Origin of the sequence: Pseudoalteromonas shioyasakiensis, from assembly GCF_022398475.1 — a bacterium.
In the GTDB taxonomy this organism is placed as follows: domain Bacteria; phylum Pseudomonadota; class Gammaproteobacteria; order Enterobacterales; family Alteromonadaceae; genus Pseudoalteromonas.
Genome location: NZ_JAKEVM010000058.1, coordinates 1 through 25,004 on the forward strand (window position 1 = coordinate 1; position 25,004 = coordinate 25,004).

The 25,004-nt window shown below is 41.0% G+C and carries 28 protein-coding genes and 1 pseudogene; 12 read left to right on the forward strand and 17 right to left on the reverse strand.

Translation table 11 applies throughout. The features are described from left to right. Positions 1-59: 59 nt before the first annotated feature. Together L1D51_RS11590 and L1D51_RS11595 are read right to left on the reverse strand one after the other, a co-directional pair. On the reverse strand, positions 60-965 hold the full coding sequence (locus tag L1D51_RS11590; protein ID WP_054561982.1) for a M14 family metallopeptidase: 906 nt from the start codon (positions 963-965) through the stop codon (positions 60-62). 63 nt (positions 966-1,028) lie between these two features. Then, positions 1,029-1,619 carry a hypothetical protein gene (locus L1D51_RS11595; protein ID WP_054561219.1) on the reverse strand — a complete coding sequence of 197 codons (591 nt, stop codon included), beginning with the start codon at positions 1,617-1,619 and terminating at the stop codon, positions 1,029-1,031. Between the two features lie 152 nt (positions 1,620-1,771). Here L1D51_RS11595 and L1D51_RS11600 point away from each other — a divergent pair, with 152 nt between their 5' ends. Then, the gene (locus L1D51_RS11600) at positions 1,772-2,809 is read left to right on the forward strand and encodes an AI-2E family transporter (RefSeq protein WP_054561983.1); all 1,038 of its coding nucleotides are present in this window, start codon (positions 1,772-1,774) and stop codon (positions 2,807-2,809) included. A gap of 63 nt (positions 2,810-2,872) precedes the next feature. Here the strand turns inward: L1D51_RS11600 and L1D51_RS11605 are convergent, their stop codons facing one another. The 5 genes from L1D51_RS11605 to L1D51_RS11625 all read right to left on the reverse strand — a co-directional run bounded on the left by L1D51_RS11605 (position 2,873) and on the right by L1D51_RS11625 (position 5,986). After that, positions 2,873-3,289 carry a hypothetical protein gene (locus L1D51_RS11605; RefSeq protein WP_239963713.1) on the reverse strand — a complete coding sequence of 139 codons (417 nt, stop codon included), beginning with the start codon at positions 3,287-3,289 and terminating at the stop codon, positions 2,873-2,875. Beyond that, on the reverse strand, positions 3,276-4,613 hold the full coding sequence (locus L1D51_RS11610; protein ID WP_054561221.1) for an ATP-binding protein: 1,338 nt from the start codon (positions 4,611-4,613) through the stop codon (positions 3,276-3,278). Before L1D51_RS11610 ends, L1D51_RS11605 begins: the two co-directional genes overlap by 14 nt. Beyond that, a complete protein-coding gene (locus L1D51_RS11615) occupies positions 4,607-5,281 on the reverse strand; it encodes a response regulator transcription factor (protein WP_054552907.1) in 675 nt (224 codons plus the stop codon). The genes L1D51_RS11610 and L1D51_RS11615 overlap by 7 nt, the downstream gene beginning before the upstream one ends. A 2-nt stretch (positions 5,282-5,283) precedes the next feature. After that, positions 5,284-5,535, reverse strand: coding sequence for a PepSY domain-containing protein (locus L1D51_RS11620; protein WP_054552908.1), 252 nt, complete (start codon positions 5,533-5,535; stop codon positions 5,284-5,286). Positions 5,536-5,686: 151 nt separating this feature from the next. Continuing rightward, positions 5,687-5,986 (reverse strand): YciI family protein, encoded by a 300-nt coding sequence (locus tag L1D51_RS11625; RefSeq protein ID WP_054552909.1) that lies wholly within the window; start codon positions 5,984-5,986, stop codon positions 5,687-5,689. Positions 5,987-6,162: 176 nt separating this feature from the next. Here L1D51_RS11625 and L1D51_RS11630 point away from each other — a divergent pair, with 176 nt between their 5' ends. Continuing rightward, positions 6,163-7,587, forward strand: coding sequence for a sodium-dependent transporter (locus L1D51_RS11630; RefSeq protein WP_239963714.1), 1,425 nt, complete (start codon positions 6,163-6,165; stop codon positions 7,585-7,587). 55 nt (positions 7,588-7,642) lie between these two features. Here L1D51_RS11630 and L1D51_RS11635 read toward each other — a convergent pair whose 3' ends face one another. After that, positions 7,643-8,281 carry a CPBP family glutamic-type intramembrane protease gene (locus L1D51_RS11635; RefSeq protein WP_054561223.1) on the reverse strand — a complete coding sequence of 213 codons (639 nt, stop codon included), beginning with the start codon at positions 8,279-8,281 and terminating at the stop codon, positions 7,643-7,645. Positions 8,282-8,339: 58 nt separating this feature from the next. Then, the gene (locus L1D51_RS11640; protein ID WP_054561224.1) at positions 8,340-8,927 is read right to left on the reverse strand and encodes an inner membrane-spanning protein YciB; all 588 of its coding nucleotides are present in this window, start codon (positions 8,925-8,927) and stop codon (positions 8,340-8,342) included. A gap of 194 nt (positions 8,928-9,121) precedes the next feature. Between L1D51_RS11640 and L1D51_RS11645 the strand changes: the two genes are divergently transcribed. Further along, entirely contained in the window at positions 9,122-9,391 is a 270-nt protein-coding gene (locus L1D51_RS11645) for an HU family DNA-binding protein (protein ID WP_054561225.1), read from the forward strand. A gap of 137 nt (positions 9,392-9,528) precedes the next feature. Further along, positions 9,529-10,101 carry a type 1 glutamine amidotransferase domain-containing protein gene (locus L1D51_RS11650; protein ID WP_239963715.1) on the forward strand — a complete coding sequence of 191 codons (573 nt, stop codon included), beginning with the start codon at positions 9,529-9,531 and terminating at the stop codon, positions 10,099-10,101. A gap of 61 nt (positions 10,102-10,162) precedes the next feature. Here the strand turns inward: L1D51_RS11650 and trpA are convergent, their stop codons facing one another. Genes trpA through L1D51_RS11680 form a run of 6 tightly spaced genes read right to left on the reverse strand, consistent with a single transcriptional unit; the run spans position 10,163 to position 16,723 of the window. Then, positions 10,163-10,975, reverse strand: a complete 813-nt coding sequence (trpA, locus tag L1D51_RS11655) for a tryptophan synthase subunit alpha (RefSeq protein WP_054561227.1) — start codon at positions 10,973-10,975, stop codon at positions 10,163-10,165. Beyond that, positions 10,972-12,156 carry a tryptophan synthase subunit beta gene (gene trpB / locus L1D51_RS11660; RefSeq protein WP_058584825.1) on the reverse strand — a complete coding sequence of 395 codons (1,185 nt, stop codon included), beginning with the start codon at positions 12,154-12,156 and terminating at the stop codon, positions 10,972-10,974. Before trpB ends, trpA begins: the two co-directional genes overlap by 4 nt. 7 nt (positions 12,157-12,163) lie before the next feature. Further along, positions 12,164-13,528 (reverse strand): bifunctional indole-3-glycerol-phosphate synthase TrpC/phosphoribosylanthranilate isomerase TrpF, encoded by a 1,365-nt coding sequence (gene trpCF, locus L1D51_RS11665; RefSeq protein WP_239963716.1) that lies wholly within the window; start codon positions 13,526-13,528, stop codon positions 12,164-12,166. Beyond that, positions 13,521-14,540 carry an anthranilate phosphoribosyltransferase gene (gene trpD / locus L1D51_RS11670; protein WP_239963717.1) on the reverse strand — a complete coding sequence of 340 codons (1,020 nt, stop codon included), beginning with the start codon at positions 14,538-14,540 and terminating at the stop codon, positions 13,521-13,523. The genes trpCF and trpD overlap by 8 nt, the downstream gene beginning before the upstream one ends. 9 nt (positions 14,541-14,549) lie before the next feature. After that, a complete protein-coding gene (locus tag L1D51_RS11675; RefSeq protein ID WP_239963718.1) occupies positions 14,550-15,155 on the reverse strand; it encodes an aminodeoxychorismate/anthranilate synthase component II in 606 nt (201 codons plus the stop codon). Continuing rightward, on the reverse strand, positions 15,155-16,723 hold the full coding sequence (locus tag L1D51_RS11680) for an anthranilate synthase component 1 (RefSeq protein WP_054561231.1): 1,569 nt from the start codon (positions 16,721-16,723) through the stop codon (positions 15,155-15,157). The genes L1D51_RS11675 and L1D51_RS11680 overlap by 1 nt, the downstream gene beginning before the upstream one ends. A gap of 524 nt (positions 16,724-17,247) precedes the next feature. Here L1D51_RS11680 and rnm point away from each other — a divergent pair. The 7 genes from rnm to L1D51_RS11715 all read left to right on the forward strand — a co-directional run bounded on the left by rnm (position 17,248) and on the right by L1D51_RS11715 (position 23,160). After that, the gene (gene rnm, locus L1D51_RS11685; protein WP_054561232.1) at positions 17,248-18,087 is read left to right on the forward strand and encodes an RNase RNM; all 840 of its coding nucleotides are present in this window, start codon (positions 17,248-17,250) and stop codon (positions 18,085-18,087) included. Positions 18,088-18,096: 9 nt separating this feature from the next. Next, positions 18,097-18,717, forward strand: a complete 621-nt coding sequence (locus L1D51_RS11690; protein ID WP_055021149.1) for an L-threonylcarbamoyladenylate synthase — start codon at positions 18,097-18,099, stop codon at positions 18,715-18,717. A gap of 8 nt (positions 18,718-18,725) precedes the next feature. Beyond that, positions 18,726-19,562 carry a segregation and condensation protein A gene (locus L1D51_RS11695; protein WP_062565126.1) on the forward strand — a complete coding sequence of 279 codons (837 nt, stop codon included), beginning with the start codon at positions 18,726-18,728 and terminating at the stop codon, positions 19,560-19,562. Positions 19,563-19,805: 243 nt separating this feature from the next. After that, on the forward strand, positions 19,806-20,657 hold the full coding sequence (locus tag L1D51_RS11700; protein ID WP_239963719.1) for a GNAT family N-acetyltransferase: 852 nt from the start codon (positions 19,806-19,808) through the stop codon (positions 20,655-20,657). 103 nt (positions 20,658-20,760) lie between these two features. Continuing rightward, entirely contained in the window at positions 20,761-21,795 is a 1,035-nt protein-coding gene (locus tag L1D51_RS11705; RefSeq protein ID WP_239963720.1) for an acyltransferase family protein, read from the forward strand. Positions 21,796-22,025: 230 nt separating this feature from the next. After that, positions 22,026-22,580, forward strand: a complete 555-nt coding sequence (locus L1D51_RS11710; RefSeq protein ID WP_054552924.1) for a cytochrome b — start codon at positions 22,026-22,028, stop codon at positions 22,578-22,580. 1 nt (position 22,581) lies between these two features. Then, a complete protein-coding gene (locus L1D51_RS11715) occupies positions 22,582-23,160 on the forward strand; it encodes a YceI family protein (RefSeq protein WP_054561236.1) in 579 nt (192 codons plus the stop codon). A gap of 60 nt (positions 23,161-23,220) precedes the next feature. Here L1D51_RS11715 and L1D51_RS11720 read toward each other — a convergent pair whose 3' ends face one another. Both L1D51_RS11720 and L1D51_RS11725 read right to left on the reverse strand, forming a co-directional pair. After that, positions 23,221-23,637, reverse strand: coding sequence for a hypothetical protein (locus L1D51_RS11720; protein ID WP_239963721.1), 417 nt, complete (start codon positions 23,635-23,637; stop codon positions 23,221-23,223). Next, a complete protein-coding gene (locus L1D51_RS11725; protein ID WP_239963722.1) occupies positions 23,634-24,080 on the reverse strand; it encodes a hypothetical protein in 447 nt (148 codons plus the stop codon). The genes L1D51_RS11720 and L1D51_RS11725 overlap by 4 nt, the downstream gene beginning before the upstream one ends. Positions 24,081-24,722: 642 nt before the next feature. On the opposite strand from L1D51_RS11725, the pseudogene L1D51_RS11730 reads away from it, so the two are divergent. Beyond that, positions 24,723-25,004 (forward strand): annotated as a pseudogene (locus L1D51_RS11730) (hypothetical protein); the annotation flags it as partial.

Sequence of the window (25,004 nt, forward strand, 5' to 3'; positions counted from 1 at the left end):
ATCTAGTTATTTAAGGTTGGGGTGATAAATCATTCACCCCAGATTTAAAATATAACTAACTATTTGTTAACAATATAGTTCAAAGCACCGGTAATTGAGGCTACTTGTGCATCAATACAAATGTCGTCATTTGCCTGTGGGCTATCAGGGTAAACCTCTGTTGTTGTGACATATTCTGCATCGGTTAAGCCCATACATAACCCCAGTTTTTTCGCTTGGTAATTAATCACACCAAATTGAGTTTGTGGCACACCAATCAACTGGTTATTCTCATCACTTGGTGCGATGTGGGTTACTTTCTCAACTGATTTTATAATAGCTGTTTGAAATGCATCATGCGGACGCTCACTATCAGCGACAAGATAAAAGCCATCAGGAATGTTCCAGTTATCGTGGGTCGTTGCATCACGTGCTGCTAGAGCAGGGCGAAACTCACTATTATCAGTGTCTGTCGTTTCATGTAGGTCAATATGCACATAAGGTGCAATAGCGTTGTCGGCTAAATACTGCATAATTGCTGCAGACTCTTCAGCTGGGCTATCTGCATAGAATGAGCGATTTGGATCCGTGGCATTTGGATTCCAGCGGTTAATCGTTTCATAACCCCAAGGGCTGATACACGGAGCCACTAAAATATTAAAGTCAGCAAAGTAGTCTTTGGCACTTCTCTTAGCAAACGCTAAAGCACCATGCACACCACTTGTTTCATAACCATGAACACCACCGGTAACCAGCACAACCGGTTTATTAGCTTGCCATTGCTTGCTCTTTAAAATGTAAAGTGGGTATTTGTCTCTGTCGTAACTCAATGCGCCATATTGCTCAATATTGAAATCGCTTGATAAAGAGTTTAGTTGCGATACAACATCATCTAAATAGCTACGCTTTACTGACTGTAATTCAAACCATGCTTTCTTATCTGCGTCGTTCCACGGTTTACCTGGGGTTCCAATAGGGTAACTCATAAAATACCTTGTTGTGACTTGCTGCAAAACGCCAAGCTTATCTAAGCTGTTAAGCTGCTGCAACTAGATAAGCTCAGTAGTAAAGTTACCTTGCTCGTACAGCTTTGCATGATGATGCTTATGGGTCTCAAATAAGTATTTACGCAGTGCATCTTCACCCTGACACACTTTCACTATTTTTCCGGCAATCCCTTTACTGGTCGTTCGTATTAGCTTTACGCTAAGGATAACGTGTTCTTCACTAGGTAAATTAAATGCCAACAGTATCTCTTTATTAAGATCGGGTGATTGACGCTTCGGCTTGAGTAACACGCCCGTACTTGATAAAGACAATATTTGAAATTGTTCGGTGTGTATTTCAAGATCTGGCGTACGCCAGCTGCGTTCGATGCCTTTGGTATCTATTACTTCTGGTGCGCTAAGTACAGGGATCAGTTGGCCATTCTCGTCCTTGCTAAATTCAAGCGGAAACCACAACTGATAAATCCCTACTTCAGCCAGTAGTGTCAGTTTGGCATTGGTAAGTAAACCATTTAATTTATCAGGCAAATTAAGCCTAACAGACATTTTTGTATCGGTTGGATCGCTATCAGTCCGTTCAGCCTCGAATAAACGGTTGAAAAAAGAGAGTTCTTGTTCGGATAAATGTGCCATATAAAGCTCCTTTTAAAGCACGCTTACTTATATGTATCATAAATTGTTCAAATTATGCACGTATAATGAGCATTAATTGTGCCAGCTGCTTTGTGATTTCTTTTGCGGCGTATTTCACTTACACTGATAAAAAAACTAACAAGGATTTTATTTTGTCGAGCCTGACTGGTGTAAATAAAAGTTTAGTGATATTTGCTGCTTTAGTCGTTGTTTTAGCGGGTATTAAAGCCGCAAGTGTGATTGTTATCCCATTTGTGTTGGCAGCCTTTATTGCCATTATTTGTAATCCCTTAATTCGTTTCTTTGCCAAATACGGTATCCCTAAAGGGATTGCTGTTGTGTTTGTTATGTTGATGATTGTTGGTGTAGGGATAAGCCTTGCCGGATTGGTTGGGCAATCGATGACCGATTTCTCTGAAAAGCTGCCTGAGTACAAAGCACAACTAAAAGAAGAATTTGTCTGGGTGGTTAATGTTGCAGCGAGTTATAACATCCTGATTGATAAAGAACAGATTATTTCTTTATTCGATCCGGGCAAAATGATTGATGTTGCAACCAACATGCTCACAGGCCTCGGTGGCGTGATGGCTAACCTGTTTTTGATCATCCTAACCGTGGTGTTCATGTTGTTTGAAGGACCTATGCTGAGTAAAAAAGTGCATTTAGCACTGGATGATCCTGAAATGAAAATGCAGCAGGTTGACCGATTCTTAGATTCAATTAATTCTTATCTGGCTATTAAAACGCTGGTTAGCTTAGGCACAGGTATGCTTGCAGGCTTTATGCTTTGGGCACTTGATGTTGATTACTTTGTACTTTGGGGTGTAGTGGCGTTCATGCTTAATTATATCCCTAACATTGGCTCTATCATTGCTGCGGTGCCTCCTGTGTTACTTGCTTTGATCACTCAAGGCCCACTGGTTGCAGGGTTTATTGCTGGTGGTTATTTAGTTATAAACACGGTGATGGGTAATATCGTCGAGCCGCGTTTTATGGGTAAAGGGCTGGGTTTATCGACGCTGGTGGTGTTTTTATCCTTGATTTTTTGGGGCTGGCTGATGGGGACCGTGGGTATGCTGTTATCAGTTCCATTGACCATGATAGTTAAAATAGCCTTAGAGACTAGTCAAGAAGGGCGATGGCTTGCTACCTTGCTTGGCAATGGCGAAGAGCTAAAACTTGAAGATTAAAAAAGGCGCTTAAGCGCCTTTTTATCTTTCAAAATGATTAAGTATTATTGCGGATTGGTATTATTACTTTAGAGGTCGCTGTAAAACCTGAACATGGTTTTGCAGGATCTCAATTTCACATTGCTTATAGGCAATAGCGGCTTTTGTACCATTTGGCATTTTTTGTAAATAACGCCAACGACAGCTGTCTTCTAAATAACGTTCTTGGTTCTTGATGCTGCGATTAAAAATTGGTAGCAATTGGCTGTTACCGGTATCTTCTTTAATTTTCTCAAGATCCATAGTGAGCTTATTAATCCACATCTTTTGGTCACGCTGAATATCGGCGATAACTTGATCTAGACATTGAATATAGCGTTTTGTGTCATCGGTATTGTTACTCGCAAGCTCACATGTTTGCTTTGCTTGAGCCTGCGATGCACTTGCAATTAAAGCTAAAAAGCTGCCTTTTACGAGTATTGATGTTTTATTTTTTATCATGGTAATTAAACTCTAATATAAACTCAGCACCGGCTAGTTTCTCTGCATCTTTAATGGTTAATGTGCCATTATACGAGTTGACTAAATCCGACACGATAGCCATGCCGACACCATGGCCGCTTTCGTAGGTATCGAGTCTGGTACCGCGAGTTAGTAATGATTCACGCTTGTGCTCAGGAACACCTGGGCCATCATCACTTATACTGAGCGTTAACTTTTTGTTCTGCTTAACCTTTATATCGACCTGTGAACGGCAAGCTTTACAGGCATTATCGATTAAATTACCAAGTAGTTCCATCAAATCTGTTTTATCACCCAAGAAATAGTCTTTTTCACTAACCTCTGAGGTAAATATAATATCTTTGTCGCGATAAACCTTGCTCATCGCGCTTAAGATTGAATCAATAACAGGCTTGATATGGGTTTGTTTCTTCCAGGTGTCAGACGCACCTGTTGCAGCGCGCTTTAACTGGTGTTCGATCATCACATTAATGCGGTCTAACTGCTCTTGTGCATCCGCATCATTGGCTAAAGGGCTTGATTTAAGCACTGCCAATGGCGTTTTTAATGCATGAGCAAGGTCGCTTAACGATGCACGATAACGCTCTTTTTGGCGCTGCTGCGATTCAAGCAATAAGTTTAAATCGGCTTTAATGGTTTGTAGTTCAACCGGGTAAAGACCTTTAATTTGTTGGTTATCACCCGACTCAATGGCTTTAATTTCTTTATCGAGTCGTTGCAGTGGCCTTGCGCTCCAAACAAAACCAATCGCCATAAGTGCTGCAATGGCCACACCCATCACATACATCCAATTTACGAGTGTTTGCTTAAAACCATCCATCAGCCTCAGTAGGGCATCATTACGCTTTAATAAAATAAAACGTGCATGTTCTGATTGGTCAATGTTCTCTAAAATAACAGTAAGCGTTAACTGCCAGTACACGGTATTGTTGTATTCAACACGGCGAAAATCAGCAGAGCCTGCAGGGGCTTCAAAGTTATCAGGAATAAAATTGATATTGGTCGCCGATTCAGAATACCAAACCGGTAAGTCACCGCGGTAAATCATCGCGTAGGTGTCTGAATTTAGTCGGTTTAGTTCTGGCGTTAAGATAGTACTTGGCATAACGATGCCGCGTTCAGTGAAATCAACTTCAGAAATTAATGAATATAAGTGAGCTTCGAGGGTTTTTTCGGTCGCTTCGACCAAAGAGGCGTAGTAAGCCTTACCAATTGAGAAAAACAGAATTGGTAGGGCGACTAATAAAACAAAGACAAGGATAAATCCTTGCCTTACTTTAAGCGGTATTTGCGATGCTACCACTGACTTTTTAGCCTATAACCACGGCCGCGTAATGTTTCAACTGGGTTTAGGGTACCATCAGGGTCAAGCTTCTTACGTAAACGTAATACGAAAACTTCAATTACGTTTGAATCAAGGTCGAAGTCTTGGTCGTAAATGTGCTCTGTTAGTTCAGATTTAGAAATTACCTTTTGTGGATTAACCATTAGGTACTCTAAAACTTTGTATTCGTACGCCGTTAAGCTAAGTTCTTTATCGTTAACCCATACTTGTTGTGAGCGAGTATGAATTTTAATTGGGCCAGCTGTCATTTCTGGGTTTGCTTTACCTGCGCTACGGCGGATAAGCGCATTACAGCGGGCAATTAGCTCTTCAACGTGGAAAGGTTTAGTTAGGTAGTCATCTGCACCTGCATCTAAGCCTTCTACTTTATCTTGCCAACGGTCACGTGCCGTTAAAATCAAAATAGGAATGGTAATACCTTGTGCACGTGCTTTGGTAATTAATTCAATACCATCTACTTTTGGTAAGCCTAAATCGACTACCGCCATATCTAGCGGGTATTCGGTAATATGGAATAAACCAGCTTCACCATCGTGACAAAGGTCAACGCTGTAACGCTCTTTTTCTAGGGCATTACGAAGGTTATCTGCTAAGTGTAAATCATCTTCAATTACTAAAATTCGCATTTTTAATCCTTTTTCACTTCGCCAGTCTTTTTGTTCACATGGACATCAACCACGTGGCCGTTCGTTTTTAAAATTCTTACGGTAAATACTTTATCTTGCTCTGTGATTTTTAGGGTTCGGCCGTCTTCAGATTTTTTGGCGATCGTTACAGCCTGCTTTTTAGTCACCTCTTGGGCTTGTTTCTTATTGGCATCAGCATGAAAGCTTGATAATGCAAATAAAAGACTAAAACTGAAGGCTAATAATATGCGCATGACGGGGAACTCCTAAACCAGACCCATTTAGTTTAATTAACCAATTAACTAAAATTCAAGTAATTACGTTAAATTCTGTAATTCAATAGCCAAATCTTAGTTAATAAGCCGTGAACAAACACTGAATTATTGATTCAGTTAAGTTCAGAGGTTAACCAAATACTTTTTTAAATGGTTTTACGACTGAGTTGTCGTAAACACCCGCCGCAATATACGGATCGTTTGCAGCCCATTCGCGTGCTGCTTCTAACGACTCAAACTCAGCAACCACTAATGAACCAGTAAAACCAGCGTCAGCCGGATCTTCACTATCAATGGCTGGCAATGGGCCTGCCGTAAATAAACGGTTTTGATCGTCTAATTCTTGAAGGCGTGCTAAGTGAGCAGGGCGTGCAGATTTGCGAGCTTCTAAACTATTTTCAACATCAGTTGAATAAATCATATACAGCATGGTGTGTTCTCAATGTTATTTTTAAAAAATAGTAGCATATTCTTAGCAATAGACGAGAGATTATTCGCGTAATAATCTTTACACAAACCCATATAACTTTAACTTATAAAGCTTGAAATACGCGGTGTAACACTGGTAGAGTCGCTGGGTTGAGAAAATAATAATAAGGTTTTTAAATGAGCGAAAAACGCGAGCATTTTAGCTCCCGCCTCGGTTTTATTTTAGCGGCAGCCGGTTCTGCTGTAGGTATCGGAAACTTAGTAGGTTTTCCTGTTTCAGCTACAAAAAACGGCGGTGGTGCTTTCCTTTTAGTCTATGCATTGTTTGTCATTTTCATCTGTTTGCCAGTGATGATGGCTGAAATGGCCATGGGTCGAAAAGCGCAAAAAGATCCACTTGGTTCATACAAATTTTTAGCGGGCAATGATCCAAAATGGAACTTTGCTGGCTTTTTAGCCGTATTAACGCCATTTATGATTGCTGTTTTTTATATGGTGATCACTGTATGGATTTTCGGTTATTTATCGCAAACCGCTTTTGGTAATCTAGATGCCTTGGCCCAGCCAGATAACTTTGGCACCTTTATCAATAGCTACACCGTGTTTGGTTATATGGCCGTGGTTGCCATCATCGTTAATTTGATTTTAGTGGGCGGTGTTAAAGAAGGTATTGAAAAAGCGGCTAAGTTTATGATGCCAGCTTTATTTGTACTACTCACCGCATTGGTTGTTTACGTACTAACTCTTGATAACGCAATGGCAGGTGTAAAGTACTATGTTGTGCCTGACTTTTCAAAAATGGATGCCAGCGTATTAAATGGTGCATTAGCTCAAGCGTTTTTCTCGTTGTCACTAGGTATGGGTATCTTAATGACCTATGCATCGTATATCTCTAAGAAAGACGATATTGTTGGTAGTGCAAAAATGGTTGCTGTCACTGATTCGATGGTGGCATTTATTGCTGGTCTAATGGTGCTTCCAGCTATTTTCAGTTTTAACCCAGATACTGACCCAAGTACTTTATCTGACTCGTCAGTATCGATGATTTTTGTCTACCTACCAAAAATTTTATTAGCGTTACAAGCTGATATTGGCTACGTGGGTGCATCAATTGTTGCGTTTGTATTCTTCTTACTTGTCTTTTTTGCTGCAATTACGTCACTTGTATCAATTGTAGAGGTGCCAACTGCAACATTAAGTGACCGCAAAGGTATCAGCCGTAAAAAAGCACTGGCTATCTTAACTTTATCTACAGGTGTATTGACTGTGCTATGTACCATGTCATTTGGTATGGTTGACTTGCTTACAAAGTTTGTTAGCTATGGCGGTGCAGATAAGAGCTTATTTGATATCGTTTATGATGTGTTTTACGACACAATTTTACCGCTTAATGGTTTAATGGTGTGTTTATTCGTTATGTATCGTTGGAAAAAAGCGAACTTATCAGCAGAGCTAAGCCAAGGCTGTGAAGGTTATATTGGCAGCTTCACAGAGAAGTATGTGAACTTCTCGCTATCAACGTTTATCCCTGCCATTTTATTACTAATCTTTGTAAATACGGTAGCCACTAAGTTTTTTGCATTTAGTATTTTCGGATTTTAAAAACCAGTTCAATACTTAGCCGCGCACTTTGCGCGGCTTTTTTATACCTATTACATTAAAAGGCCCCCGCATCAAGCACATCACCCAAACCAAGGGTAAACATCCAAAGTCCCCATAAGCTGTGTTCAATCACACACACGAAGGTTGAGCGGCTTTGCGCATAGGTGTAAGAAAACAACAGCCCACCTAAAAATGCTAGAAGCACGGCCAATACATTCGCATAGACAATATGCGCCAACGCAAACACTGATGCGCTGACAATAATACGCACTGTTTTACTTGGCATAATGCGTTTATAACGATGGAAAAAATAGGTTCTAAAAATAAGCTCTTGTGGCATCACCGATAAAATGGGGTAGAGCAATAACAACATTAGCCAGTCGTTAAATGAGTTTCGTGGCAGTGAAAACCAGTTTTCTTGATTCATAATACCGTAAAACATTCCAGAGAATAGCGCCCCTAAAAAGAAGAAACTAAATAAGCGACGTTTTACCGTACTAAATTGCCCAAGGCTTGTTAAACGAAAGCGTTTAAAATGGGGATCAGACAGAAGCAACATGCCGCACACGGCCATTAAAATAATAAGGGCAGGAATTAGCCAGTTAGCGAGGTAGGCACGAAGAAAGAAGCCTAATAGCGGCAGAGAAACAAATATGAGGGTAAATTCAAGCCAGCGGTATTGGTTAGCGTTCAATGTCGTCTCAGCGTGTTTTTTGTTTACGCTAACAAGCTAAGACGACAGATTTATGACATTAAGATTGCTTTGGATCTTTCTCTTCGTCATCTTCAGGTAAGTATTTGAATAGGGTGATGATCGTTGCTAACACGCAAACAAAGGTAATGCCCATTAAGCCAAACACTTTAAAGTTAACCCAAAAATCGAGCGAGAAGTTATAGGCAATGTAGATATTCAGCGCCGAGATACCTGCAGTCACCGCAACCCAAAATAGGTTAAGCTTATTCCAGAGCGCTTCAGGTACGTTGATTTCTTGTTTACTCTCAGAGGCATTTTCTAAAATCGAGCTAAGTGCTTTTTTCACTAGGTTTTTGCCAAGTACATAGCGGCTTACTAATAAAGTAACACTGAAAATGGCATACACAATGGTGGCTTTCCATTTAACAAACTGCTCATCGTGGAACACTAAGGTGAGGGTACCCAACACCACCGCTATGGCAAAAAACACCCAGTGACGGGTCGGCACTTTACCATCTTTAAAATAACAGTAAGCAACTTGAATTAAGGTGGTTAGCATCAGCAAGGCTGTTGCCCAATAAATATCAACTAACTTGAAAACCGCAAAAAATAATATCAGCGGGATGTATTCAATAATCGCATGCATAAATTTATAAATGCTCTAATTTAAAAAGATACTGGGTTGTATCAAGTTATCACGCAAGATACAAGGTTGACTTAACAGCCCTGAAAGCTTAGCCTCCCGAGCCAATCTGGCCTAAACCTGCGTTTAGGTTGTTTTACCTTATCTTTTTCCGCTTAACCTCAGATGATTAAGCGGCGTATTTTGGAGCACTTTTTATGAATAAAGCCGCGTTAGTATCGCAAATGGCTGCCCACAGTGAATTAACAAAAAAAGACACTCAAGCTGCCTTAACCAGCATGTTAAATGCTATCGAAAAGTCTCTTTCTGAGGGTGACCAAGTGCAAATTAATGGCTTTGGTACGTTTGCTCTAAGTTATTACCCAGCACGCAAAGGACGCAACCCACAAACCGGTGAAGAAATTGAAATAGAAGGCGCTAACAAGCCAGTTTTTAAACCTGCTAAAGCACTCAAAGACGGTTTATAAGCAGGATTTGCAAAGTGGGTGTAGTATTTACAGAGCATAAATAGAACACCTGAAAATTTATTCAATATTTTCAAAATATTAAGTTTGGCATGTTGTCTGCTGTTAATCATTTAGGTTTACCTAAATAAGGAGATAACATGTCAAATTTAAACAGCCAACTGAATGGTAAAAAGATTGCCATTCTTGCAACCAATGGTTTTGAGCAAAGCGAGCTATTGTCACCACGAAGCGCATTATTAGAAGCTGGTGCACTTGTCGAAGTTGTGTCACTTGAGCGTGGCGATATCACCGCATGGGATGAAAACCAATGGGGTGAGCGAGTTAGTGTTGACCGTGTAGTCAGCGAAGCAGACTCTGCAGAGTATGACGCGTTACTTCTGCCTGGTGGCTTATTCAACCCAGATACGTTACGTCAAGATTGCGAAGCAAAAGCCTTTGTTGATGGTTTTTTCAGTGCTGGTAAAAACAAACCTATCGCCGCGATTTGCCACGGTCCATGGTTATTAGCCGAAATTAACAAACTACGGGAGCGCAGAGTAACCTCATACCCAAGTATCAAAACAGATTTGATCAATGCAGGAGCTAATTGGGTTGATCAAGAAGTATGTGTTGATGAGGGTATAGTCACAAGCCGAAGCCCAGCCGACTTAGAGGCCTTTAATCGAAAATTCATAGAAGAGATTAAAGAGGGTGTGCACCGCCATCATTAATCATAAATTGTTAAGTACAAAAAAGGGCCTTTATGGCCCTTTTTTAAGTAATAAAACAAACTTATTTTGTAGCTGCTTTCATACTAGCTACAAACTCTTTTAAACCAGTTAGCATTGCTGCTTGATCATCAAGATTTGCCTCGATGATTTTAACAACCGCAGAGCCTGAAATCGCACCAGCAGCTCCTGACTCAAGTGCTGATTTAACATCTTCTGGTGTTGATACACCAAAGCCAAGTAATGCCGGTGCAGCATGGTAATCTTTTAGTTTTTTAACTAATGAATCTGCTGGCATTTGTGCCTTGGTTTCTGTGCCTGTTACACCTGCGCGTGAAAGAAGGTATGTGTAACCACGACCATATGACGCACACTCTCGTAAAGTGTCATCATCAGCATTCGGTGTAGCAATAAAAATTGGGTCGATGCCATTTTTCATTGCTGTTTGGCGAAATAGCTTTGATTCATGTAGCGGCACGTCAGCCACTAAAATTGAATCGACACCGGCCTCTTTAGCATCTTGATAAAACTTCTCAATGCCACGTTTAAACACTAAGTTTGAATACAATAACAGGCCAATTGGAATATCAGCATTATACTGGCGCACTTGTTTGATGATATCAAAGCAATCTAGGGTATTGATGTTTTCATCAAGTGCACGAATGTTGGCCGCTTGGATCACCGGGCCATCTGCAATCGGATCAGAAAATGGAATACCTAGCTCAAGGGCATCGGCGCCGCCATCAATTAAGCTTTTGATGATTTCTACGCTCAGTGCTTTATTAGGATCGCCAATCGTAACAAAGGGTACAAAAGCACCTTGGTTGGTTTCATTTAATGTGGCGAACAGTTGTCCGTAACGGTTAGTCTGGCTCATAGTGCGCCTCCTTCTGATAAAACACTGTGTACGTGAGCCAAATCTTTATCGCCTCGGCCGCTTAGGTTAACCACTAAAATAGTGTCTTCGGTTTGTTGCTCGGCATATTTAAGGGCATATGCTAGGGCATGGCTTGATTCAAGTGCTGGAATGATCCCTTCGTTCTTAGCCAGTAGTTGGAATGCTTCAAGCGCTTCAGTATCGCTAATTCCAACGTACTCAGCACGGCCTGTTTCATGCAAGTGAGCATGTTGTGGGCCAACAGCAGGGTAATCAAGACCTGCTGATACAGAGTAAGACTCTTCAATTTGACCATCATCATCTTGCATAATGTAGGTATAGGTACCGTGTAAAATGCCTTTGGTGCCTTTACATAGGGTTGCACCATGCTGGTGGGTATCTAAGCCTTTACCAGCAGGCTCTACACCAATTAGTTTAACGCTTGGCTCATCAATAAAGTCTGTAAACATACCAATGGCGTTAGAACCACCACCCACACAAGCAAGTACAGCATCCGGTAAGCGACCTTCTGCTTTCAATACTTGTTGTTTTGCTTCTTCACCAATCATTTTTTGGAACTCACGTACCATGGTTGGGAATGGGTGAGGGCCTGCTGCAGTGCCTAGTAAGTAGTGAGCATCTTTGTAATTTGCTGACCAGTCACGCAGGGCTTCATTTACGGCATCTTTTAAGGTGCCAGAGCCCGCTGTGACAGGAATAACCTCTGCGCCCATTAGTTTCATACGAAATACATTTGGTTGTTGACGTTCTACGTCTTTTGCACCCATGTAAATACGGCATTTTAAGCCAAGTAGGGCACAGGCAAGGGCCGTTGCAACACCGTGTTGGCCGGCACCTGTTTCTGCAATGACTTCTTTTTTACCCATACGTTTGGTAAGGAGTGCTTGACCAAGTACTTGGTTGGTTTTGTGCGCACCACCATGGAGTAAATCTTCACGCTTTAAATACAGTTTTACCTTAGGGTTTTTAACTAAGTTACGTGTCAGTGTTAATGGTGTAGGGCGACCTGCGTATTCATTTAATAGTTTTTCAAACTCAGCCTGAAAAGCTGGATCGTTTTGTGATTTATTAAACTCTGCTTCTAGTTGCTTGAGTGCTGGCACAAGCAGCTGTGGTACAAACATACCACCGAATTCACCGAAATAAGCTGGATTTTGCATTCTAACCTCAATAATTTCTGATATGCGAAAACGCATTTTGTAATTTTGTTTGGCACTTTTTACCCGCTGACGCTTCAACGCCAGAATTTAGGTCAAGGCCGTTAGCACCGCGATAAAGCGCTGCATGGATATTTTCTGGGTTTAAACCCCCGGCTAACATAAACGGCACGGTTGCCGTCTCTAGCACTGACCAATCAAATGCTTCGCCTGTGCCGCCTTTTTGGCTTTTGCTGTAAGTATCGTATAAATGGCGATCAACCCCTTCAAGCGGTTTAGGTAATTCACCTTTAACGGCTTGGGCTTTCCAAATTTCACAGCCAAGCGGTAATTGCTTTCTGAGACTTTGAATATATTCGCTATTCTCATCGCCATGTAATTGCACTGCAGCTAATTTTAAGCTTTGTGCATAATCGACCACTTGTTCAAGCGGTGCATTGACAAACACACCCACATACGCGAGTGGGGCACTTTGCGTAACTTGCTTGGCACAGTCTATATCGACATAGCGCGGTGACTTAGGATAAAAAATTAAGCCACCATACACAGCTCCACTGGCGTAGGCTGCCATCGCATCTTGTGAACGGGTTAAACCGCACACTTTGTTCTCACCTAAAATCACTTTACGACACGCGGCTTCTAAGTCGCGCTCAGCCATCAGTGAGCTGCCAATTAAAAAGCCATCACACAATGGCGCAAGGCGTTTTACATCTTTATGGGTATAAATGCCCGACTCTGAGATCACTACTTTGTCATTTGGGATAAGCTGACGTAAACGCTCTGTTGTTGCAAGGTCAGTACTTAAATCACGAAGGTCGCGGTTATTAATACCGATAAGGCTGGCATTCAGTGCAAGAGCACGACTGACTTCTTGCTCATTACTAACTTCAGTGAGTACCGACATATTTAAAGAATCAGCCACCTTATGAAGCGCTAAATATTGCTCGTCATCAAGGACTGAGAGCATTAATAAAATGGCATCACCACCAGATAAGCGTGCTAAATAAACTTGGTACTCATCAATAAAGAAGTCTTTACAAATAAGCGGCTGTTCAACTTGGCTGCGCACATACTCAAGGTACTGATAGCTGCCTTGGAAATATTTTTCATCCGTTAGTACGCTCATACAGGTTGCGTACTTTTTATAAACCGATGTAATTTCCTCTAAATTGAATGGTTCACGAATAAGCCCTTTTGACGGTGAGGCCTTTTTACATTCTAAAATAAACTGCGTGCCGGTTGCTGCTAATGCGCCTTCAAAGTCTCGCTTGGTTGGCACAACCTCGCTAATGAATGACTCAAGCGGGCGCTGTGCTTTTCTTTGTTCTAATTCAATACGTTTGTCGGCAACAATTTTGTCTAACACGTTAGCCATGACTTACCTCAATAATTGCGTTCAATGTGTCCATCGCTTTGCCTGATGCTAATAATTCGCTTACTTGATCTGCGGCTACTTTTAAATCACTTGCTTTATCAGTTAAATAAAGAAGAGCGGCAACGTTGGCTATAATGGCTGCGTTATGCGCCATTTCACCTTGACCTTGTAAAATCGCTAAGCTTGCTTTTGCGTTATATTCTGGGCCTTGGCCTGCTAGTTGTTCAAGTGAATAGTTTGCAAGACCAAAATCGCTCGCTGTTAGCGTGTATTCGCTCAGTTCACCGTTATTAAGTTCAACCACTTTGGTTGTCCCGTGTAAGGCAATTTCGTCAGTGCCTGCACCATGAACCACCATAGCGCGTTTTGTGCCAAGGGTTTTTAAGGTTTCGGCCATTGGTAAACACAGCGAAGGGTCATAAACACCAAGTAATTGCACCTCAGGGGCAGAAGGATTGGCCAGTGGCCCTAAAATATTAAAAATTGTGCGGCTTTTAAGGGCCGTACGCACGCCCATCGCATGGCGTACACCACTGTGATAATGCGGTGCAAATAAAAATGTAAAGCCCGTATTTTCTAAACAACGGGCAGCTTGCTCAGGGCTCATATCAATATTGATACCCAAGGCTTTTAGTAAATCCGCAGAGCCCGAATTACTCGACACACTGCGATTACCATGTTTGACCATGTTGATGCCCGCAGCGGCGGCAACAATAGCAGCCGTGGTACTAATATTAATTGTGTTTGATCCATCGCCACCGGTACCACAGCTATCGGCAAGCAAGGTTTTGCTGGTTTGAAATGGCACTGCATTGGCGCGCATTGATGCCGCAGCACCGGCGATTTCATCACTTGTTTCGCCTTTTAGTTTTAGGGCGATAAGTGCTGCAGTTAATTCAATATCATTAAGCTTGCCATTCATGATGGCGTCAAACAATTCAGTTGCTTGCGAAAATGATAAATCTTGCTTTGCTAATAATTGGTTTAACTGGGTTTGAGTCGTTGCTTCCATGTTATTCCTCTACTGCACGCGTGCGGTTAAAAATTCAATACTTTGCTGTAATAGCAATGCGCCATTTGGCGTTAAAATTGACTCAGGATGAAACTGATAGCCAAGGGCATTATCTTGTTGATGGTAAATTGCCATTGGAATATTTTCATAACAAGCAATTACTTCAACGTCATCAGGGACTTTGGTTGCCATTAATGAATGATAACGAGCAACCGGCATTTTATCGCCCATACCTGCAAATACAGGGTGCTCAGCCAACTCAATAATTGATGACTTGCCATGCACTGTTTCACCTGCATGACCAATAATCCCACCGTAGCTCTGTGTTAGTGCTTGCTGCCCTAAACAGATGCCCAGCATAGGGAAGCGGCCTTTACACAGCTCAATGAGTTCCATTAAACAACCCGCATCAGATGGTGCGCCAGGGCCGGGTGAAAGTACTAATAACACAGGTACGGTTTCTTGGCACATTTTGTCAAAGATGCTTTGTGCACTGATGTTATTACGGTATACCACTAACTGGCACCCTAACATAGAAAGTTCATCGACTAAGTTATAACTAAATGAATCAAAGTTATCTAAAAAGTAGATTTTATAGGCTGATGTTGTCGTCATTATTGTGCCTCGTAAGTCGATTGAATCGCAGTGATCACAGCTTGTGCTTTAGCGCGGGTTTCATTGGCTTCTGATTGTGGGTCTGAATCAAACACTACACCTGCACCTGCTTGTACGTAGGCCGTGCCGTTTTTAACAAACGCAGAGCGAATAACAATACAGCTATCCATGGCGCCATCGCCCGTTAAATAACCCACTGCACCTCCATAGCTGCCGCGGCGTTTTTGTTCGGTTTGACGAACTAACTCAGCAGCGCGTACTTTAGGTGCACCCACTAAGGTGCCCATGTTCATACAAGCTTGGTAAGCATGCAGCGCATCGAGTTCAGGTTTTAAAGTACCCACCACGCGTGAAACTAAATGCATCACTTGTGAGTAGCGGTCTACTTTTAATAACTCTTTAGCGTGACGTGTGCCTGGTACGCTAATACGGGCTACATCATTTCGTGCTAAATCAACTAACATAAGGTGCTCGGCACGTTCTTTTTGGTCGTTGCGAAGTTCAAGCTCAATGCGGCTGTCTAGGTCTGGATTAATTTGCCCGTTAGCAAACTTGCCACGAGGGCGAGTACCAGCAATTGGGTATACCTCAACTTGTTTACTCTCTGCGCAATATTTGAGGGCTGACTCGGGTGATGCGCCGAATAACACAAATTCTTCATCACGCATGTAAAACATATATGGGCTTGGGTTTTGTTGTTTTAGTTGGCTGTAAGCATGAAGTGAGTCAGGGCAGGCGAGAGAAAAAGTACGTGATGGAACAACTTGGAAAATATCGCCATCAACGATGTTGTTTTTTAACTTGATGACATGTTCGCAGTATTGCTCGTCGCTAACATCAACAGAAATTGGGTTTGAGCCGGTTTGCTTTTGCCCCTGGTAGCTTTGTGCGTTGTCACATACGGCATTTAAACGCTCTAATTGTTGACCAACCTCAAAGCAATTAGCATGAACTTCAGGGCCGTTAAATACATTGCCAATTAGCTCGGTTGTTTTTGCTTGATGGTCGATGACAACTAACGTTTCGGCTAGGTAGAAAACATAATCTGGGCAGCTGTTTTCGCCGTCAGGCACATCAGAAAGAGTTTCGAAATTAGCAACCATATCGTAGGCAAATACACCGCCTAAGAACACAGAAAATGGGTTATCTGTGGTGCTTTTAATACTATTAATACAGCTACGTAGCGCGCTAAATGCGTTATCTGCTACTAATTTACTGGCTTCATCAATGTCGCTTGCGACTTCGTTGTAGGTTAACGTTAATGTGTCTTCTACAAGCTCAGCAGAGCAGTTTTGCACATGAGTTTGTAAATAAGGCAGTAATTGTTTGCCGTTATTTGACTGTGCAGTGAGTATGACCTGTTTGCCTTGGCAAACAATACGTAGCGCTGAGTCAACCAAAATTAGACTTTTTACACTGTCTTTAGAATCAATTTCAGCAGACTCTAACAGCAGTGAATTAGGCTTATCGAGTAAACTGTATAACGCAAGTGGGCTACTGATGTAGTCGCGCACTTGAGTGATACTGGTTACTTCACCCGGTGTCGTTGTTATATGACTAAAAATCAAACCTCATTCTCCCTCATTCCCAAAAACTCTTTAAAAAACAAAACCCCGCGAAGCTATGCTTGGCGGGGTTCGTATAAAAATGCCTATAAATTAGATAGACCCTTACCGTCCCGCTAAGCCAGGCGCCACCACCAATGATGTGTAAGAGTTGCTATGTAATTCATAATAAAACCTTAAAATTTAGATATAAAAAAACCCGCTACATGAGCGGGTTTTGAAATCGTTAGACACGACAATTCGTCACCCGCTAGTTACGAGTGCCACCACCAAATTGTGATTTGAATTGTTTTGTTCATTGTTATTGCTTATTTAACGTGTCTGAAAGTGCATACAGTAAAGCGTACCTGAGCCGATACTGTCAAGCATTAATTTACATATTAGTACGAGTTCGGCATTTACCCATCGCAATTGCCCATTTATGAGTGTATATATGTCTAACCTAAAAAGATAATCACGCCTTGGCACTAAATTTTTGTTATACTCACATCATTGATTCAAGAACTTACGTAAAGCAGTCTTTCCCTTTGATAAAATACGATTTACATAGCCACACCACATACTCAGATGGTCAGCTATCAGTCGAGCAATTGTTACACCGCGCGGTTGAGAAAAACATAGATGTGTTCGCAATTACCGATCACGACACATTAAATGCGATAAAACCAGCTCGCCAAGTCATTGCAGATGATAATTTACCGCTTAAATTAATTGCTGGCGTTGAAGTATCAACAAAATGGGAAAGCTTTGAAATTCATATTGTTGGTTTAAATGTTGATGATGAAAATGACGCACTGTTGTCATTGTTACAGGTGCAACAAGCCAAGCGTGAAGAGCGCGCTTTAGAGATCGGTCGTCGCCTTGCTAAAAATGGTTTTGAAGGCATTTACGACCAAGCAAAAACATTTGCTGAAAACGCACAGATCACACGAGCGCATTTTGCCCGAGCGCTGATTGAGCGTGGTGTTGCTAAAAACTTTCCTGGGGTATTTAAAAAGTACTTAGGGCGAGGAAAAACAGGCTATGTACCAAGTAGTTGGTGTGATATGCAAACCGCAATTGCTGCCATTCACCAAGCCGGTGGGGTTGCCGTTCTTGCTCATCCTGGGCGTTATCAAATGTCTAACAAATGGCTACGTAAGTTAATTATTGAATTTAAAGACGCAGGTGGCGATGCGATGGAAGTTGCACAACCACAGCAAGCACCCAGTGAGCGCCAGTTTTTAGGTGAACTGAGTCGTGAATATGGCTTACTTGCGTCACAAGGGTCAGATTTTCATTTTCCGACCAGTTGGTTGGAGTTAGGTAAAAATTTATACTTACCAAAAGATTGCCAAGGTGTTTGGCAAGCATGGGAAGGGCAATAGGAGCGTGTAATGAGTCAGTTTTTTCATATTCATCCAGATAATCCGCAACCACGCTTAATCAGCCAAGCGGTTGATATTATCAAGCAGGGCGGTGTTATCGTATACCCAACCGATTCGGGTTATGCACTTGGCTGTAACATTGGTAATAAGCAAGCAAAAGAGCGCATCGAACGTATTCGTGGTATTGAAAAACACCATAACTTTACTTTGGTCTGTCGTGACTTATCAGAGCTATCTACCTATGCTCGTGTTGATAATCAGTTATTCAGATTAATTAAAAATAACACCCCTGGGCCTTATACTTTCATCTTTAAAGGCACTAAAGAAGTACCAAAGCGTTTATTAAACGAAAAGAAAAAAACCATTGGTATTCGTGTTATCGAACACCCAATCACCTGTGCTTTATTGGCTGAATTAGGTGAGCCGTTAATGTCGTGCTCTTTAATTTTACCGGGTGAGCAATATACCGAGGCTGATCCTGATGAAATTCGCGATCGCATTGAAAAGCAAGTTGATTTAATTATTCATGGTGGTTATCTTCCTGAACAGGCAACCACAGTAATTGACTTGTCGGATGATGATATCGAAATCTTACGTGTGGGTTGTGGTGATACTAAACCATTTGAGTAGAGACTTCATTGACTAGCCCAGAGCTTGACGCGCCAGATAATTTACAAGAGCCAGTACAGCAAAAGCTGCCACTGGCTTTTTTGCATGGCAAAGCGGTGGTCGATAAACCTGAAGACTTATATATTCCACCCGATGCGTTAGAGATCATTTTAGAAACCTTTGAAGGTCCTCTCGATTTACTTCTGTATTTAATCAAAAAACATAAACTCGATGTACTAGAGCTCTCTATTTTTAGTATTACAGAGCAATACGTTAGTTATGTTGAAATGATGAGCGAGTTTCAGCTTGAACTGGCTGGTGAATACCTTGTGATGGCGGCGTTATTAGCACAAATTAAATCACGATTATTATTACCAAAACATGAAGAGCTTGAAGAGGAAGAAGACCCACGAGCTGAGCTTGTAAGACGTTTACAAGAATACGAACAATTTAAAAAAGCCGCAGAAAATCTTGATGAAATTCCTCGCGAAGGCCGCGATATTTTTGTTGCCGAAGCGCTGGTACCAGAATTGAGTGAGCGTGAGGTACTGTTACCTGACGTTGACATGAAAGACTTGTTAGTTGCGCTAAGCGACGTTATGGCTCGAGCCAAAACATTTGAACACCATCATATTACCGCAGAAGCCTTATCGACCCGTGAACGCATGAGCTTAATCTTAGATAAACTCTCAGAAGCTCAATCACAGTTGCCTTTTAGTACTCTTTTTACGGTAGAAGAGGGCAGAAGTGGTGTTGTCGTTAGCTTTATCGCCATGTTAGAGCTGGTGAAAGAAAACCTGATCAGCTGCTTTCAGGTAGACGCCAATAGTCAGATTTATGTTGGTTTGGTGGAAGAAGGCGAATAGCTGGAGGTTAATAGCTTTAAGCTTTAAGCGGTAAGTCTTAAGTTAGCTGTCATAGTAATACCAATCCGCAATAATACTTAATCATTTTGAGGGATTAAACCTGTCGCTATCTGCGTTAAAAATTTCTGATTTAGAAMAACTAAATAACGAAATTTTTGCCTTGCTATCAACGAGGTTTTATTGCCTCAAAATAGAYYACTTAATTAAGCGAATTGGTATAAACTGAAAATATAAGGAAAGCAGATGCATAGTAAACCCTTTACAATCAAAACCATGACCAAGAAGGAAGTTGAACTCATGATTGATTGGGCTGCAGCAGAAGGCTGGAATCCAGGCCTTAATGATGCAGAGTGTTACTTTGCAGCTGATCCTGAAGGGTTTCTGGTTGGTTTTCTAGACGATGAGCCTATCGCTACAATTTCTGCCATTAATTACCGTAATGCATTTGGCTTTATCGGCTTTTATATTGTTAAACCTGATTACCGTGGTAAAGGTCACGGAATGCAAATCTGGAATGCCGCATTAAAGCGCCTTGAAGGGTTGAATATTGGCCTTGATGGTGTGGTGGAACAGCAAGAGAACTACAAAAAGTCTGGTTTTAATTTGGCTTATCGTAATATTCGTTTTGCAGGAGTAGGCGGTGGTAGTTCACCGCAAAATGCAGACATTGTAGATCTTAATGCTGTGCCATTCGAAATTATTGACGCATACGAACAGGCTTTTTTCCCAGTAAATAGGGCAAACTTTACTAAAGCGTGGTTAAACCAACCCCAGAGCGACGCGTTGGGCGTAATGAGCAATGGGAAATTGGCAGGATACGGGGTAATTCGCAAATGTCAGAATGGCTTTAAAATTGGCCCTTTATTTGCCGACTCACCAGAATTGGCCGAACCTTTGTTCCTTGCTTTAAAATCTAAAGTGAGTGCATCTGACGCTATTTTCCTTGATACGCCAGAAATCAATCAAGCTGCTGTCGCTTTAGCACAGAAGTACAATATGCAGGTGTCATTTGAAACTGCCAGAATGTATACCAACGACTCTCCGAGTTTGCCATTAAACCGTATTTTCGGTGTTACTTCTTTTGAAATCGGCTGAGTTAAATTCTATAGCTATTCAATTTCACGAGATGTTCAAAGCTCGATTAAACGCTAGTAAGAGCTTGTTAAAATAAGCGCTCAAATTCATCCAAGGACGTATTTTGGAAATTAGAAAACTGAACTCACTGCGAGCTTTAGCTGCGCTCATTGTCTTTTTCACTCATTTTAGCGATATAACTAATTGGCTTGGTGGTGTGTTAGGAGGGGGCTCAGGGGCATATGGGGTGATGCTTTTCTTTCTTCTTAGTGGCTTTTTGATGTCTTATCTATATATAGAAAAAGGCTTTAACAAAGATAATATTGTCCGCTATTTTTCTGCTCGCTTTGCTAGAGTTATTCCTCTGTATTTAGTGGTTGTTCTTGCCTCTTACTTGTTATCGAATAATGGTAGCTCTGTTCTTTATAACATTCCTGATACCGAGACCTTAATAGCCCATTTACTGTTTATTTATGGCGAAAGTGTTCTGTGGTCAATACCGCCAGAAATACACTTTTATTTTATATTTACACTTTTTTGGGCAATGTCGAAAAATAGAACAGGGTATATTTATCTTTCAATTTTAGCTGTAATGCTATTGTTGTTCTTTACAAATTATCCACGTATTTATGGTGATATTAATGGTGTTCCATACAATCTGTTTAGTGTATTGAGGACATTACCCTTCTTTTTTGTCGGGGTTATGTTGGGTATGAACTATCGTTCATTAACTATTCCATATTACTTGCGAAAACATTGGTTTGTATTAACGCTTGGTTTTATTCCTTTGCTGTACCCTGCATTTTCTCCCATAAATTCTGCTGATAAGGTAAGAATGTGGTTGAGTTATGAAGTTCTGCTTGTAATGAGCTCTGTTTTCTTTTGTGTTGTTTTCCTCGTGCCAGACAATAATGTATTGCTCGCTAATCGATTTGGTGATTTTATCGGGAAGATATCGTACTCGCTTTACTTGCTTCATATGCCAATTATCGCAAAGGTGAACCAATTAGACGTGTCAATTGAGCTAAAACTCTTGCTATCTCTGCTGCTGAGTGTCATTGCAGCAGCAATTTCATATCAATTTTTTGAAAAGCCAGTAGCAAATTTAATTCGCAGAAAAGTATCTAATCGGCCAAATTCAGCCACCAGCCAAGCTTAGCGGAACTACATTCGTTTTTTACTGAAGATACAATTTTAATGTTGCGGTAATAAACTCTCCATAAACTGCTAGCACCTAACACCTTTTGTCTTTTTCCTTTCCCCTTACAACTTTACCCTTTCCCCTAAGGTGTGCATATATGCACAGAAGCTGTTCGTTTTACGCTATTTTCATTATATAAGCCGTCATTTAAGATGTATCTAGTTTCACGATTCTCATGGGAAATGAGTATGTTAAAGAATTCAAAGTCAAGTTATGGCTGGGTGGCCATCTTAGTACACTGGTTAATGGCACTTGGGGTGTTTGGTTTGTTTGGCTTAGGCGTTTATATGGTTGAGCTAACCTATTACGACGCTTGGTATAAAGGCTCATTGGACTTACATAAAAGCGTGGGTATTACCTTAGCTGCATTATTGTTGTTTCGTTTTGGTTGGCGCTTATTAGGCACCCAACCTGAGCCTGTTGCAGGTAGTTCAAAAGCAATGAATCGAGTTGCACACTCAGTCCATAAACTAATTTATTTAGCTTTAATTGTCATTGTGACATCTGGCTATTTAATCTCTACGGCTGATGGCCGTGCAATTGAAGTATTTAATTTATTTGCTGTACCGGCATTACCCGAGTCGGTCGCAAACCAAGAAGATATTGCAGGTAAAATTCACTTTTATGCCGCGTATGGGCTAATAGCTGTGGTTGTTTTACATGCTTTAGGGGCACTAAAACATCATTTTATCGATAAAGATAAAACCTTAATTAGAATGATCAAACCATTGAAGGATGATTAACATGAAAAAATTACTATTAGGCACAGCACTCAGTGCTGCACTTTTCTCAACAGCAAACGCAAATGCAGCTGACTACGTTATTGATACAGACGGTGCACACGCATTTGTAACTTTTAAAATTAAGCACTTAGGTTACAGCTGGTTACATGGTCGTTTTAATACTTTCTCAGGTGATTTTAGCTATGACGATAAAGCGCCTAATGCATCTAAAATCAATGTAACGATTGATACTAAAAGCATCGACTCAAACCATGCTGAGCGTGACAAGCACTTACGCGGTAAAGACTTCTTAAATGTTGATAAATACCCAACTGCAACATTTAAAAGTACCTCAATCAAGTTTGATGAAGACGGTGACGAAGCAGATGTTACAGGTGAATTTACCTTAAATGGTGTAACCAAAACCATTACTTTTGAAATTGACAAAATTGGTGAAGGTAAAGATCCGTGGGGTGGTTACCGTGTTGGTTTTGAAGGCGAAACAAGTCTTAAATTGACTGACTATGGTATTGACTACAACCTTGGTCCGGCTTCAACCCATGTTGATATTGGTTTATTCATTGAAGGTGTACGTAAGTAAGCACCGTTAATACGACCGCCAATTCGCATAACTGTGGGTTGGTAAAATTAAAAGTGCCGCTTAATGAGCGGCACTTTCGTTTCTATCTTTTAATCTCTTTTCTAAAATGGGCTGCAAATTATCCGGTAGCCAGCGAACTAAAACATCATGAAAAGCATCTGTATGAGCGATTTTCTCAAGAGCTTCATCTAATAATTTTACCGTTACTTCACCTTGCTTGTTTTTAGTGCAGCCTATATAGCCAATGCTTAACGCCGGAGCTTCAGTAAGTGATAGTTGAGTTAAGTCATCTTCAAAGCCCATGGAATGAGCCAAGTAATAATGTTCGCTAGGGTAGCCAAGTAATATATCAATACGCTTTTTTTGTAGCATATAAGTTAGGCTTGCGAGGGTGTCTCTGCCGGGGCGTGAGATAATATTAGCGTCATGACTTTCGTTAATAACTTTGTCGATATTTGCTCCAAAAGAGCGGCTCATAGAGACCCTAAAGCAAGGTTTTCGGCTAGTAATGATTTAAGTGACACAGGTTTTGTTGAGTCTAGCTTAAGTTTTGTTGCTAACTCTTTACGTATTGCAATAGACGGCGACAAACCAACAGTTGATGAATGTTCAGTAAACTGAATATGCTGCTTGCGGTGCTCGCTTTGATATAACGACAGCATACAGTAATTATTTTGTGGGTTTGATAGTTCATGCACAGCACGACTGGCTGGCAATAAAGTGCGTTTAAATGAAACCTCAGGCAGTGCTTTTTCTAATAATTTGATCACACTTTCATCACGACCTGTGCCTTCATATTTATCATGCATGATGTAGTAGGGGGCAAAATCAACCATGATCCACTCAATGGCTTTAGGTTGCTTATTTGCATAAGCTGGCAAGCAAAAAAGTAATAGTAAAATAGACCACACACTACGCATAGTTACTACCTATTTAGGAACTAAAATATAAGTGTAGCAGGAATATAGGCTTATGTGGCTGGTGGTGAAAACTAAAACGCCAGCTTGTTGGCTGGCGTTTATCGGTAGGGTTTAGTTGGCTTTTAACCACTTCACAAATTGGCGTGCATCACTAGCCTTTTGGAAGATGGCATTTTTTAAGCCCTGCGTGTCACTAAAAATTACACGCTGTTTATTTACCGAGATTGATTGCACTGGATGTGCGATCTGGATCAAAGATCCGTTGTATTTATATGACATAATAAAACTCACTTTTTCTTTTGTCTGTGTCTGTAGAGCTTTAATAGGCATTTAAAAAATACAGACCGACATTTGTTGTCTTGCTAACAGTGTCGACTAAGTTTGTGACAGTTTGGTGATGATTTGAAAATTCATCAAAATGTCATTTAGTGAACAAGCTGCAAGTATTTATACGAATATGCGGGAATTACTGGATCAAGGTAAGGGGTTAACCGCGTGGTTTCTAAAAACCAGACAATCAGAGTACTGTAAGAATCAATTAAGCGCAAGGTTTATTTTTTAAACATCAAAAATAATCTCTGGATGTTTAACAGAAACAGGCGTATTGTGATTAGGCACAAAATAACAATAAGAAGTATGCTTATGAATTACCTTTTGGTATCAGATATATTCGGTAAAACAGCGCATTTATCGCTGCTTGCTCAGCAGCTTCGTGGTAAAGTGAGTCTTTGTGACCCTTACATGGGGGAAATTCAGCTCCCCATAAATGAGCAGTTTCAATATCAACATTTTATGACTCAATGCGGCCATGACAGTTATTTTGAGCTAGTACATTTAAAAATGGCTACTATTCGTCAGCCAACCACGATTATTGCATTTAGTGCAGGCGCAGCTGCCGTTTGGCGAGCTCAAGCAGAGTTAAAA